The following is a 12851-nucleotide window of genomic DNA, read 5'->3' on the forward strand; positions in this document are numbered from 1 at the left end:
ATAGCCCAAGATCTCATGTCCATTTCGCTGCGGCTGCGCAAACTGCTCCCGATGGGGCTCTCCTATATCGCCTCGGGCGGAAGCCTGATGGTGTCCAGCCTTGCGCAACTGCTGACCTTTGCCATTCTCGCCCGGTCGCTGGGCGTGGAGGAATTCAGCGTCTTCATCGCCCTGACCGCGATCACCGCCGTCGCCGTGCATCTCTGCGGGCTCGGCGGGTCGGAGCCCCTGGTTCGCCGGGTGGCGCGCAACCGGACGCTTTACGCATCGTTTCTCGGACATAATCTGCTGCTCGGCGGGGCGAGCGGGGTGGCGATGATCGCCGTCGGCATGCTGGTCCTGCCGGGAATTTATCAGCTGTCGGCCGATCTCTGGGTCAATCTCGGGCTGATCCTGATGGTGCTGGTGACCAATATCGTGCTGACGCGGGTCATCCTCTTTGTCGAACAGGTGTTCATCGCCCATTCCAATTTCGCCGCCGCCAATCGCAATGTGATCCTCTTCGCGCTGGGCCGGCTCGCCGCGGCGGTGCTCGCCTGCATGGTGTTCGGCGTTGATACGCTGGCGGACTGGATCGTCTGGGCCTTTGCGGCCCATGTCGTCATCGCGGCGATTGCCGTGCGCTCGGTGCTGTTCCTCGGGCCACCGGAATGGGTGGTGCGGCGGGAAGAGCTGCGCAATGGCCTTCTGTTCACCACGCCGTTCATCCTGCGGGCATTGCGCCAGAACGTCGACCTGCTGCTGCTCGCGGCGCTGGCCAATCCAGAGGTTGTCGCGAGCTACGCGGTGGCGCGCCGCATCATCGACAGCGCCTACCTTTCGGTCGAGGCCCTCAACCGGCTGGTCTATCCGGGCTCTGCCGCGGCCACCAAGGAAGGTCTGCACCATGCGCTGGGCCGTTTCCGCAAGGTTTTTGGCGCCTCGATGGGGATCAGTGTTCTGACCGTGGTCGGCATTATCGTCACCGCGCCCATCCTGCCCTGGCTGTTTGGGGCCGAATATGTGTCGCTGCCGGGCTATACCCAGCTGCTGGCGCCATCGATCATTTTCATCGCCGGCTGGGCAACAGCGGTCGAGGCGCTGGGCGCTTCCGGCCATCATCTGCCGCGTGCCATCGTCTTTAATGGCGGTGTTGCGCTTGGCGGCGTGGTGATTGCGCTGGCGACCTGGTTCTATGGCATCAACGGCACGTTCGTCGCCACCTATGCGAGCGAACTGGGCACGGCGCTGGCCGGCTGGCTGGTGTTGCTGCGCCTGGCCGAAAAAGACCGCCGCGCCGCCATTTCATCCGATCTTGCCACGGTGCCGTCCAAATGAGCGTTTCCGTCCTCATCAAGACCCTCAACGAAGCCGACAACATCGCGGCCACCATAGAAAGCGTGCTGGCCGCCATCGGGCCTGAGGATGAAGTCATCATTGCCGATAGCGGCTCGCGCGACGCCACCGTCGAGATCGCCGGGCGCTACGGCGTAAAAGTGGTGCAGATCGCGCCGGACGAGGCGCCCAGCTGTGGCCTCGGTCCTCAACTGGGGTTCCAGTACAGCAAGGGCGAGTTTTTGTGCCTGATGGATGGGGACATGCTCCTCGATCCGGAATTTCTCCGTGAAGCGACGGCCTTTTTACGCGCCAACCCCAAGGTGGCCGGGGTGGGGGGGCATGTCGAGGAGATGAACCTCGAAAACCTCGAATTCGCGCGGCGCAAATCGCGGGGTGGGGCGGAATATCAGGCGGGGCGGGTCGACCGGCTCAATGGCGGCGGTCTCTATCGCCGCGCCGCGGTGGAGGAGGCCGGCTATCTCTCGGACCGCAATCTGCACGGCTATGAAGAATTCGACCTCGGGGTGCGCCTGAGGGCCCAGGGCTGGCAGCTGCACCGGCTCGACAGGCGGTTCGTGCAGCATTTTGGCTATCGGATGAATGCCTACGCGCTGCTGCTGCGGCGCTGGCGCAGCAAATATCTGCGCGGGGTCGGTGAATTGCTGCGGGCCGGCCTCGGAAAGAGCCACTGGAACAGCCTCTTGCGCGAGCTGCCCGAATTGCGGCTCTGGGCCGGGGTCTATGGCGGGCTCGCGCTCATGCTGGCACTGCTGATCTTCGTGCCCAACAAGCTTTTGGCGGTCGGGCTCTGCATACTCCTTGCTGCATTCGTCGTCCTCGCGATGAGTCTGAAACACAAGAGCCTCAAACTCGGTGCCTATGCGGTGACGGCCTGGCTGTTCATGGCGGCCGCCTTACCCCTGGGCTTTTTTGCCCGGCGGCGGGATCCCAAGGCGTGGATCGAGAGCCGCGTGGTCGCCGATGCCGGCAATTAGGGTTCGGGCGCTGGCCCTGGCGCTGCTAACCCTCCTGCCCACGCAAATGGGCAGGGCCGAAGACTGGCCCGCGGTTCGCGAAATCAATCTTGAAATCGCGCCGGGCAGTCCGCTCGATTTTTCCGCCATCCTGCCCAATGGCAGCCTTGGCCCGGATCGGCATCTGCGCATCGCCAATGGGCGGTTTGTGTTCAGAGACCAGCCGGATGTCCCCGCCGGGCTGCACTGCGCCAGCCTTGCCTGGAGCCCGGCCTCGGGCGCGTTCCCCGATCACGACGAGGCCGACCGTTATGCCGTCCAACTGGCGCGGCATGGCTATAATCTGGCGCGGTTCCATTTCGTCGAGGCCACGCTCATGGCCGGTCGCGACGGGGATTTCGATCTCGATCCCAACATGCTGGACCGCCTCCACTATCTCCTCGCCGCGCTCAAGCGCGAAGGAATCTCCTGGGTCATGGACGGGCTGACATCGGCCCGGGGTGGTCTCGGCGGGTATGACGATCGGTTTGACGGGGTTGGAAGCCTCAAGCAGGACATTCTCCTCTCCGAAGCCGGCATGGAGCACTGGCAGCGCCTGCAGGAAAAGATCCTCGGCGCGGTCAATCCCTATACGGGTCTCGCACCGGTCCAGGATCCGGCGCTGGCGCTGGTGGTGCTGGTCAACGAGGGGGGGCTCGAGTTCGACAATATCGTCGCCGAGGGCCGGGGGGAGCCCGCCTATTCGGAGCTTTTGCGTGAGCGGTTCAATCTCTGGCTGGCGGAGCGCTATGCTGACAGCGCCGCACTGGCCAAAGCCTGGGGTGGCTTGTGGCCCGGAGAAAGCCTTGAGGCAGGGACCATAGGTCTCGCCCTTAATCGCTGGGGCAGCGATGCACGCTTTCCGGACCTGCAGCGCTTTTTCGTCGAGATCGAGCAGGCGGGCGTTGTGTCCATGAGTGCCCATCTTCGTGCCATGGGCTATGAGGGGGCAATCACCAATTACAACAATTGGCCCATTCTCCAGGCCTCGGTCAGTCGCGCGCAGCTCGACGCCGTGGCGATGAACATTTATTTCGACTGGGTATCGAGCTATGCGCCGGGCACCGCCATTGAGCAGGCGAGCTCGATCGGCAGGGAACTCGACTATGTACGGCTTGCCGCGGGAACGCGCTGGCTGGGAAAACCCTTCCTTCTCACTGAATATGACCATCTGTTCTGGAACAGCCATCGCTATGAGGCCGGGCTAGCCGTGCCGGCCATTGCCGCCTTTCAGGGCTGGGATGCCATCTGCCGGCATGGACATGGGCCGATTGTGCTGCGCTATGGCGAGGATCAGCCGCACAAGCAGCACATGCTGCCCTACGCCATTGCGCTCGATCCCATTGCGCGCGCCGGCGAGACGCTGGCGGCGCTCCTGTTCCGGCGCGGCGATGTTTCCCCTGCGCAAAGCCGGGTCGGCCTGCCCATCGATGTCGATGCGCGGTTCGGCACAGCGATCAACCAGCGCGAAGCGGAGGGGGCAACGGCGCTCGCCGCGTTCACCGGGATTGGCCTCGTTGAGGGGGATGGGGAGGCACATAGCCTGCCGCTGAACCGCGAGGGCGTCAGCGCGGGCGACTTTATTGCGGGGCTGGCGCATGAGGGGGCTATCGCGCCTGAGCAGGTCGATCTGGCAGGACAGGGCATTTTTCGCAGCGACACAGGCGAGATCACCATCATGCCCGACAAGGGGCTGATGCATGTGGTCACCGCCCGCACTGTCGCGGCGGCGTTCGATACGCTTGATGAACCGCTGCGCCTCGGCCCGGTTGAGATCGGCGACGCTTCGTCGCCCGCGCTGATTGCCCTTGCGGCGCTGGACGACAAATCTCTCGCCGAGAGCGACCGTATCCTCGTCATCTTCGCCAGCGATGCGCATAACACCGGCATGCGGTTTGCCGATGCAGAAGAGAAGGTGATCGAAGACTATGGCCGCCTGCCGGTGCGCATCCGCCCGGCAAGCCTCGAGCTCACATTTGAGGGCGAGGGGGCCTGGAGCTTGTCACCCATGGGGCTCGACGGCGTGGTGCACCAGCCACTTGCCAGCGGAGACGGCAGGCTCCACTGGCGGCTCGAGAACCTTGTCCCTGACGTTGGGCCGACGGTCTATTTCGTGATCGAGAGGGACTGAGGGTTTCGGATGCGCAGGGGCTCGTCGCTCTTTTTCCGACGCATCAGCGAGGCGTAGAGCACGCTCAATCCGTCTGCCACACCGTCCCAGGCGAAATTGCGCCGCACCATGTCGATCTGCGCCTGCCGGTCGAGCTCGGCCATGGGGCTTGCCATTTCATGGGCCATCCGCTGGGCGAGGCCGACGCGGTCGCCAGTGGCAAAATAGCGATCCTTGTCGAGGCCGACGCCGAGATTGGCCGGGATGTCGCTGGCCAGCACTTTCGTGCCATGGCTCAGCGCTTCGAGCAGGGCAATGGGCATGCCCTCATGGCTCGACGGCAGGACGAAAAGCCCGGCATGGGCAAAGAGATCATTGAGCGCCGCGCCACTCTGGAAGCCCGTCATGACCACGCCGGGCGTGGACTCGGCGACGCGACGCAGTTCGGCCTCGTAGGGCGAGCGATGATCGGCGCCGCCGACCAGCACCAGCTTGAAATGGGGGCGCGACAATTGCCCATAGGCAGCAACGAGATCAAGCTGGCGCTTTTCGGGAACAAGGCGCGAGACATTGAGCACATAGCCGCCGGCCTGCAGGTCAAATCGCTCAAGCACGTCGGAGCCCTGCGGCCCTGTGGGCATGAACACGCCATTGGGCAGGAAATCCACCCGCCGGCCATAGCGCTCTTCCATATCGCGGGCGACATTGTCCGCCACGGCGACGGCCATGTCGGCCCAGCGCATGCCCATCTTTTCGCCCTGACGCAGCACTTCGCGCGCGAGGCCGCCCCATTTGTCCCGGTCATAGTCATAGCCGTGGTGGGTGACGAGGGTGCGCAGGCCTGCGAGCCGCGCCGCCGGGGTCAGCAGTGCCGGGCCGATGGCATGGATATGCAGGATGTCCGGTCGGCGCAGGGCGGCGAGGGCGACACCGAGACCGGTGTGGGCCAGGGCCTCGAATTTGGTCGAACGCGGTGACCAGATCGGCTCCACAGCGACGCCGCGGAAGGTCTGGGACCCTTCCGGCATATAGGGTTTTCGGGCAAGAACGCCCACCTGCCAGCCGCGCGACACCAGAAGCGGCGCGAGCGCCCCCACATGGGTCTCGACGCCACCCTGCGGGCCGTTGATGCCGCGCAGACCCAGCATGGTCACTGAACTGCGCTTGCGACGCCGCTCCATCAGTTTGCCCTCAGACTTGAATAGAGATCGGTCATCCGATCCCGATAGGCATTTGCCGAAAAATTGTGGCGCACCCAGTCATGCCCGGCCGCGCCCATTTTTGCACGCGCCAATGCGCCCCGAGCTTCCATCGCACGTAATTGCGCGGCAAGGCTTTCGGGATTGGCCGGCTGGGCGATGAGCCCGGTCTCGCCGGGCAGGATCAACTCCGGAATGCCCCCGATATCGGTGCCGATGACCGGCCGTCCCATGCCATAGGCCTCAAGCAGGCTGACGGGGGCATTCTCATACCATTCCGAAGGCAGCACGAGGGCCCGGGCGGCGCCGATCAGCTTGCGCAGCGGCGCCCCGGCGACATGGCCGACAAACTCCACGTTGGCGCCACTCTGTTCCACGGCGGCGCGGAGGCTTTCTTCTTCCGGACCCGAACCGGCGACAATGAGCTTTATTCCGCTCCGGCCCGCGGCATCGATCAGCGTGGCAATGCCCTTTTCCGGCGCGAGGCGCCCGGCGAAGAGATAATAATCGCCCTCTTCCTGCCGCTCGGCGGTGAGGAATGCGGGATCAACGAAATTGGGAATGTGGACCAGCATGTCCTTGGGCCAACCCCATTCGATGAACTTGTTCTTGTAGAACCGGCTGGGCACAACGATGCGGTCGAGATTGTTGCGATAGAGGCCAAGCGCACGATGGACCGCGCTCTCCACCATCAGGAGGCCGCTGAGGGCCAGCGAATCCTTGGCGCAACGATTGACGATGACCTGGGTGAGATTGCCGTTGCGGCATTTCTCGCAGATTTTGCCATGCGCCAGCATCTTGTAGGAGGGGCAGGCGATCTTGAGGTCGTGGGCCGTCATCACCGTCGGGACACCGGCCGCTCTCAGCGTGCTGAAAATGGCCGGCGACAGATGGTGATAGATATTGTGGGCGTGGGCGACGTCGGGCTTGAAGGTCTCGACCAGTGCCCAGACATTGCGCTGCGCCTCGCGCGAATAGATGATTTTGCCGGCATGGCCCAGCTTGGTCATCAGGCCGGGCTGCTTGCCGAATTCGATCTCGGAGACGAAATAGCGCGACCAGGGCGTCGAGAGATTATTCTCCGCCTCCATGGCGAATGGGGCGACATCCCAACCGGCGTCCGAAAACAGCGCCATATGGTCGAGAAAGACGGCTTCGGCGCCGCCCCGACGATAGAAATAGTTGTTTATGGCCAGCAGGCGCTGTGGTCGGTCGTTCACGCGGCAGCCTCAAAGCGGTCTAGAGCCTGGTTGATGGTGAGTATGGCGCAGCCCGAATTTTGCGCATGAGCTACGAGCGCCGCCAGGCTCTGCGGTGTGCAGCCAAACGGGGTCGGGCGGTCGGAGACGTCATGGCCGAAAAAGATCAGCCAGCCTGGCTTTGCAACCAGCTCGTCAATCAGGACATGCATGCCGGCAACTGATTGTTCGGGCTGCTGGAGCGGATAGCTCCTGAGGAAGGTGCGATCGGTCCGGCCGCGATTGATCCCGGGCATGCCGCCACGGGCGGACCGGAAGCGCCGAGCCAGTTCGGGCCGATGGCGGAAAGCTCCGGCATTGTATGGTGCCGCGAAATTGCGCGGAACATAGCCGGGCACGATATCGCCCAGCGCCTTGGCGCTGCGATCGAGGTCCTTTGCGAGCGCCTGGCGTGGTGTCTTTTGCAAATTGATGTGGGAGAAGGTGTGGCAGCCCAGTTCGTGTCCGCGCGCCGCCAATTCCGCGCAGCCTTTGGCGTTGATGAGTCTTCGGCTTTCTTCCTCGCGCCCCAGGATGCCGCCGGCAATGTAGAAGGTGCCGCGACCGTCATGGGCTTCGAGGATTTTTGCGCCTTCCAGGAAGGCGCTGTCGGGCACATCATCGAAGGTGAAACTGACGACCGGTGTATGCGCGGGAACATCCATGCCCGGACCGGGCAGACGGGTCAGTAGCCTGTTGGTGACGCGGCCAATCAAACGCTCAAGCATGCCTGGGTACCATCGCAAAGGCGGCCGGGCGCGGTTCGGCGGGCACGAGACGTGCCGAGCCTTGCAGACGCAGGCCGAAAACCGAAAACAACAGGCAGAACCACAAGGGGTCCCCACCCTGGTAGAGCAGACTTTCAAGGCACGAAATCAGAAGTGCATAGAGCCAGATGCGCAGGAAGAGCCGCGTCATGGCCGGATTGTTTTGCCGATGCTGGGCGCGACCGAGATCGCGGATCGGCAGGAGCACGAGCCAGACGACTGTCAGGATCAGTCCGGGAATGCCGAGCTCGAGCAGTGTGTCGATATAGCCGTTGTGGCCGTTATAGGCGGCTGCGGCCCAGGTTTCGAGCGTGCCGCCACCATAGACCTGGCTCTCGGTCTGCCAGAAGGATTGCAGGCCGTGGCCGAAGAAAGGGCGCTCGGCGATGGCGCTGAAGGCATAGCGCCAGATGTCGGAGCGATTGGTGAATGTGGGATCAACGCCGAGACCCATGACGAATTCACGCAGTGGCTCGGACACGGCTGCGCCCACGGCGACGAGGTTGAAACTGAGAAGGCCACCGAGGATCACGGGCAGGCGCAGGAAGCCGAAACGTTCCACCAGCGCGCCGAGCACCAGAATGGCGGGCAGTACCAGGGTCGAGGTTTTGCCGCCGGTGTGAGCGAGGAAATAAACGGCAAGAATGATGATGGTCCAGCCGAAGGCGCGGGACCAGACGCGGGCGATGAAAAGGCCGAAAAAGACCGAGATCACCATGGCGGCGGCTGCCGAATTCTTGTGCGGGAAAATCCCGCGCCACAGACCAGCATTCATCGGCTCGCGGATTTCGCTGGCCTGGTGGATGGCCAGGTTGGGCCGGAACGCGATGCCGAAATAGCTCATCAGCAGAGCCAGCATGATCACGTAGCCGGCGAGCCGCGCGAAGTCGACCTCCGTTCGCGGCAGGACGAGCACGATCGCCGCATTGGTGACGACGATACCGATCAACACGGCCCGCTTGAAGGCAAGGTCGGGGTGAAGCGCAGTGACCGAGGTGAGCAATATCCAGAACAGGATGATCCCGATCAGGAGCTTGGGCTGGAGCACGGTGACGCCGCGGCGCTGGACGAAGTAAAACAGGACCAGGCTGCCGAAAAGGCCGAAGGTCACCAATTGGTTGAGGCGATTGGAATTGCCGGCGACGGGGTCGACCGCGCCTGCTCCGCTCAGGTCGACAAAAGGGGAGATGGTGATCCAGTAAAACGCGAAAATCGCGACGAACAGGCCATGGCCCAGCGTTCCAAGACCATCTCTGCGCCCTGACCCGTTCGCGTCAGGCATCGGCGGTCGTGGGCCGCTGCGGGAAATAGAGACGGCCAAGGCCAAGCATCAGTGCCAGTCCCACACCAAGGACTAGACCCCCGATCAGTCCCGCGGCGATGAGCAGAACGGTGCGCGGCGGGTAGCTGCGGCTGATGGGCGGAATGGCCGGGGAAATGACGCGGACATTATTGGTGCTGAGCTCGCTGCGCTGGGCGATCTGCTGAGCCCGTTCGAAATAGGCTTCGTAGATACCAACCTTGGAGGCGGCGGCACGCTCAAGCTGGCGCAGCTGAAGCTGGGCCTGGTCGTCGGTAAAGACGGCGCCCATCTGTTCGGTGGCAGCGACCTCGAGCTGGTCAACGACACTTCTGGCCTGCGCCAGTTCGCGGCGCGCGGTTTCGATAAGGCGGCGGGTTTCGCGGTCGATCTCGCTCTGCAGCGCGGTGAGCTGGGCGCGCGCCGTGGCAAGGCTTGGGTGCCGAGGACCAAGAGTGGCGGCCAGTGCGTCCGCTTCCTGGCGGGCGGTCGCATATTGGGTGCGCATGCCGGCCAGCGCGGTGGATTCGAGGGGGGCGGTGGAGATCAGCGTATCGCCGCCTGCCGAGAGCGCGGCATAGCGCGCCTCTGCATCGATCAGCGCCTGTCGCGCCGCGGCGATCTGGGTGTTGAGCTGCACGGCAGACTGCGTGCTGAGCTGGTCGGCGCCGGTCATCTGCAAGCCGTTTTCACGCCGATAGGCGGCGACGGCCGCTTCGGCGCTCTCGGCATCGGTGCGCAATTCGTCCAGCCGCTGGGTGAGGGCGGCGGACGCATTGCGGGCGCCATCGGCCTCGGCTTCGGCCATCTCGGCCAGAAAGGCGGTGATGAGCCCATTGGTCAGCACGGCCGACTGTTCCGGCGTGCGGGCCCAGACCGAGGCGGTGACGATATAGGAGCGTTCCTCGCGGCGAATGCGGACACGCTCGGAGAGCGCGCGCACGGCGGCGGTAAAATTGTCTTCCCCGGCACTGGCCGCGCCAAAGAGGGCGAATTCCGGCTCCATCAGGTCGGGGTCATTATCGAGGCCAAGGTCACGCACGGTGCGCGCCAGCACGTTTGTCGAGCCCAGCACGCGCATCTTGCTCTCGACCTCAAGCAACTGGGCCTCGCCCTGGATATTGCTTGTGTAGAGGTCGTCGGCAACGATCTGGAGGCTCGTGGGGTCGAGCAGGATATCGGAATAGCTGGTGAAGCGCGGCTTGACCAAGGTGCCCGCGCCGAAACCGACGATGGCGCCAAGCACGGCGAGCGCCAGGATGGCGAGCCAGAAGCGGCGCAGCCACTCGATGACGAGCATAGGGGTGATGGTATCGAGGACGTTCACGGGGGCAGCCTGTTCCCGGCGACGGTCCTGCCCCTCATAGGCGCGGCCGGCATCGAGCGTGTGGACAGTGCTGCCACTCCCGGGGGGCGTGCGCATATCCGACTGGAGAGGCTGATACATGCAGTTTTGCCCGTCATTGAATGCCGGTCCGCTTATAAATCACGTCGGTGCCAAACTCAGCGCCTTTTCCGCAAGGTAGTTAAGACGATCTTTGTTAACTGCCTTCAGCAAAGAAAAGTCTGCTGTCCTGCGATCATGATATTGGAAGCGTACCGAGATGAGATCTGGTGCGACATGCTGTCCGACGAAATTCGAACTGTAAGCACTCCCAACGAGCCCGCAATGTCACAATCGCGGCATTTGCGCCCCATTACCCGTGATGACTTGCCACAGATCGAGACGTTGTTCTTCGACGTCTTTCGTGGCGGTAAAGGAAACAGGGCGGGATTCTCCCAATATTTCAGCGCGTTATTTCTGGAAGGGCGCCACGCGGGTGGTGGCTTGGTCAGCGATATTGCGCCCGGCCAGATCGGCGCCGCCATCGCCTTCGTGCCGATGCGCTACCGCATTTACGACGAGGTCGTGACCGCAAAGCTGACCTGCGCCTTCATGGCCGACAAGCGTTATCCCAAGGCGGCTGCCCGGGTTGTGATGTCGCTGCGAGCGCGCCATCAGGACCTCCTGTTCACCGACAGCGGCTCGCATGAAGGCGTTGGCCATTGGCTGGCCGGTGGCGGGGCGAGCCTGCCCGTGCAGGCGCTCGACTGGCGCTGCCGTTTCAAGCCGGTCAGTGCCATCGCCCGAAAGGTGAGACTGCCTGCGGTGGTCGATGGCCTGACCGACCTGGCCGATCGAAGCATTGAGGCGCTGCGCCCGCGGCCGGCGCCGCAGAAGCGGCTCGAGATGACGGAAATCGGCCGGGAAGAATTCGCAGCGCTCGTCCCCGGGATGATCGCGCGGTTCCCGGTGCGCCCGGACTGGACGCAGGATGAGCTTTTGCATCTGCTTGGTCTTGCCGAAGAAAACACCCGTCTGGGGACGCTGCGCTATTTCGGCTTCATCGACCGAACGGGCGATTATGTCGGATGCCTTGCCGCCTATTTCGGTCCGCGCAAATCCGTGCGCGTGCTCGACCTTCTGGCTTTCGGCGGCAAGGAAGCGGCGGTTGCGGCCACCATGCTCGCCGAGCTCGGTGCATGGGGAGCGGTCGAGGCGAGCGGTGGCGCCCAGCCGCATATGGTCGGCGCCCTGTCGCCCCATCGGGGTGTAAGCTTCCGTCACCGCAGCTTTTCCTGCGTCGCCACCCGGTTCGATAGCGTCAAGACGGCCATCGAGCGCAACGAGATCTACATGGGTGGCCTGGCCGGAGAAGGCTGGAGCCGGTTGATGACGGACTTTTTCTGACCATGACTGCCCAGATCCGACCATTGGCTGCCGCCGACGTCGGCGCCGTCGCGCATCTGTTCCAGCGGCAGTTGCGCCATTCTTCAGCGGCGCCCAGCGCGCAGCTGCGCGATTATCTCGACCTGTTGTTTGTCTCCGGCCCCTATGCCGATCCGGCCATGCCCTCCCTCGTCTACGAGCGTGATGGGGGCGACATTGCCGGGTTCATCGGCGTCACCGCCCAGCCCATGACTTTCGAGGGGCGCTCGCTCAAGGCGGCGGTCTGCGGCGCACTGATGGTCGACGGGCATGACGCCGACCCGCTCGCGGGAGCGCGCCTTCTCAAATCCTTCCTGGCTGGTGCCCAGGACGTGTCGCTCAGTGAGACGGCAGGCGACGCCACCCTGTCGATGTGGCGGCAGTTGCGCGGGGACGTTCTCTCCCGCCATAGCCTCGATTGGGTGCGCGTCATCCGGCCGGGCGGTTTTGCGCTCGAAACGGCGCAGCGACGGGTGCCCGCTTTCGGTCTCATGGCGGGCTTGGCTCGCCTCGCCGACGGTCGGGTGCGACGAGCGCGCGCCGAAAAGGCAGAGTTGCGCTGGGCGAGTTTTCCCGAGGATTTCAAGCTGCCCGGCAATGTCGGCGTCGACGACCTGTCGACCGAGGGCTTTTTGTCTGCGGTCGTGGATTTTACCGACAGCTTTGCCATCCGCCGGGCGTGGACCGATGCTGCGCTCGAGCAGCTCGGCGACGACCTGCATCATAAGTCCGGCCAGGGACAGCTGCGCCTCGGCGCGGTTGTTGCCCGCGGCGGCAAGCGCCTCGGGGCCTTTGCCTATTATGAGCGAGAAGGCGCCACGGCGCGGGTCCTCGATATTCTAGCGGCGCCCAGCCATGCCGGTCTTGTCATCGACTGCCTTCTCAAGGATGCGGCCGCGCGTGGTGCCGTGGCCGTGCGCGGCCGCACCAGCCCAGCCCTCTTTGATGCTCTTCTCGAACGTCGCTGTTTGATGTTCCGTCATGGGGCGAGCGTTGTTTCCAGCGCTGACAAGGGCTTGGTGGCGCGCTTTCAGAACGGCGATGCGCACTTCAATGGAGTGGTGGGCGAAAGATGGTCGAGACTGGTCGGTCACGAGTTTTCTTAACTGTGAATCTTAATCTCCTTTGCAAAATGCAAAGAGAGTAGAACAGTTGGAA

General features: G+C 63.8%; 10 protein-coding genes. 5 read left to right on the plus strand and 5 right to left on the minus strand.

Going from position 1 to position 12851, the window contains the following annotated elements:
* Window positions 1-15 precede the first annotated feature (15 nt).
* The 3 genes from NYQ88_RS02015 to NYQ88_RS02025 are packed head-to-tail and all read left to right on the plus strand — an operon-like array spanning window position 16 to window position 4461.
* The gene (locus NYQ88_RS02015; RefSeq protein WP_275653323.1) at window positions 16-1317 is read left to right on the plus strand and encodes a lipopolysaccharide biosynthesis protein; all 1302 of its coding nucleotides are present in this window, start codon (window positions 16-18) and stop codon (window positions 1315-1317) included.
* Window positions 1314-2312, plus strand: a complete 999-nt coding sequence (locus NYQ88_RS02020) for a glycosyltransferase family 2 protein (RefSeq protein ID WP_275653324.1) — start codon at window positions 1314-1316, stop codon at window positions 2310-2312. The genes NYQ88_RS02015 and NYQ88_RS02020 overlap by 4 nt, the downstream gene beginning before the upstream one ends.
* Window positions 2299-4461, plus strand: coding sequence for a glycoside hydrolase (locus NYQ88_RS02025; RefSeq protein ID WP_275653325.1), 2163 nt, complete (start codon window positions 2299-2301; stop codon window positions 4459-4461). The genes NYQ88_RS02020 and NYQ88_RS02025 overlap by 14 nt, the downstream gene beginning before the upstream one ends.
* On the opposite strand, the gene NYQ88_RS02030 is transcribed toward NYQ88_RS02025, so the two are convergent.
* The 5 genes from NYQ88_RS02030 to NYQ88_RS02050 are packed head-to-tail and all read right to left on the minus strand — an operon-like array spanning window position 4437 to window position 10391.
* The gene (locus tag NYQ88_RS02030) at window positions 4437-5621 is read right to left on the minus strand and encodes a glycosyltransferase family 4 protein (protein WP_275653326.1); all 1185 of its coding nucleotides are present in this window, start codon (window positions 5619-5621) and stop codon (window positions 4437-4439) included. The two genes, NYQ88_RS02025 and NYQ88_RS02030, sit on opposite strands and share 25 nt — an antisense overlap.
* Entirely contained in the window at window positions 5621-6859 is a 1239-nt protein-coding gene (locus NYQ88_RS02035; RefSeq protein WP_275653327.1) for a glycosyltransferase family 4 protein, read from the minus strand. Before NYQ88_RS02035 ends, NYQ88_RS02030 begins: the two co-directional genes overlap by 1 nt.
* Window positions 6856-7605: a polysaccharide deacetylase family protein gene (locus NYQ88_RS02040; RefSeq protein WP_275653328.1), complete on the minus strand. Its 750-nt coding sequence runs from the start codon at window positions 7603-7605 to the stop codon at window positions 6856-6858. The genes NYQ88_RS02035 and NYQ88_RS02040 overlap by 4 nt, the downstream gene beginning before the upstream one ends.
* Window positions 7598-8926 (minus strand): O-antigen ligase, encoded by a 1329-nt coding sequence (locus NYQ88_RS02045; RefSeq protein ID WP_275653329.1) that lies wholly within the window; start codon window positions 8924-8926, stop codon window positions 7598-7600. The genes NYQ88_RS02040 and NYQ88_RS02045 overlap by 8 nt, the downstream gene beginning before the upstream one ends.
* On the minus strand, window positions 8919-10391 hold the full coding sequence (locus NYQ88_RS02050) for a GumC family protein (protein WP_275653330.1): 1473 nt from the start codon (window positions 10389-10391) through the stop codon (window positions 8919-8921). The genes NYQ88_RS02045 and NYQ88_RS02050 overlap by 8 nt, the downstream gene beginning before the upstream one ends.
* Before the next feature lie 381 nt (window positions 10392-10772).
* Here NYQ88_RS02050 and NYQ88_RS02055 point away from each other — a divergent pair, with 381 nt between their 5' ends.
* On the plus strand, window positions 10773-11675 hold the full coding sequence (locus NYQ88_RS02055; protein WP_275653331.1) for a GNAT family N-acetyltransferase: 903 nt from the start codon (window positions 10773-10775) through the stop codon (window positions 11673-11675).
* 2 nt (window positions 11676-11677) lie between these two features.
* Window positions 11678-12799, plus strand: coding sequence for a hypothetical protein (locus tag NYQ88_RS02060; RefSeq protein WP_275653332.1), 1122 nt, complete (start codon window positions 11678-11680; stop codon window positions 12797-12799).
* Window positions 12800-12851: the final 52 nt, after the last annotated feature.

The organism is Devosia sp. SD17-2, assembly GCF_029201565.1.
Taxonomy (GTDB): domain Bacteria; phylum Pseudomonadota; class Alphaproteobacteria; order Rhizobiales; family Devosiaceae; genus Devosia.

Coding starts and splice junctions, on each gene's coding strand:
- NYQ88_RS02015 (WP_275653323.1), top strand. CDS start 16: ATGTCCATTTCGCTGCGGCTGCGCAAACTGCTCCCGATGGGGCTCTCC.
- NYQ88_RS02020 (WP_275653324.1), top strand. CDS start 1,314: ATGAGCGTTTCCGTCCTCATCAAGACCCTCAACGAAGCCGACAACATC.
- NYQ88_RS02025 (WP_275653325.1), top strand. CDS start 2,299: ATGCCGGCAATTAGGGTTCGGGCGCTGGCCCTGGCGCTGCTAACCCTC.
- NYQ88_RS02030 (WP_275653326.1), bottom strand. CDS start 5,621: ATGGAGCGGCGTCGCAAGCGCAGTTCAGTGACCATGCTGGGTCTGCGC.
- NYQ88_RS02040 (WP_275653328.1), bottom strand. CDS start 7,605: ATGCTTGAGCGTTTGATTGGCCGCGTCACCAACAGGCTACTGACCCGT.
- NYQ88_RS02045 (WP_275653329.1), bottom strand. CDS start 8,926: ATGCCTGACGCGAACGGGTCAGGGCGCAGAGATGGTCTTGGAACGCTG.
- NYQ88_RS02050 (WP_275653330.1), bottom strand. CDS start 10,391: ATGTATCAGCCTCTCCAGTCGGATATGCGCACGCCCCCCGGGAGTGGC.
- NYQ88_RS02060 (WP_275653332.1), top strand. CDS start 11,678: ATGACTGCCCAGATCCGACCATTGGCTGCCGCCGACGTCGGCGCCGTC.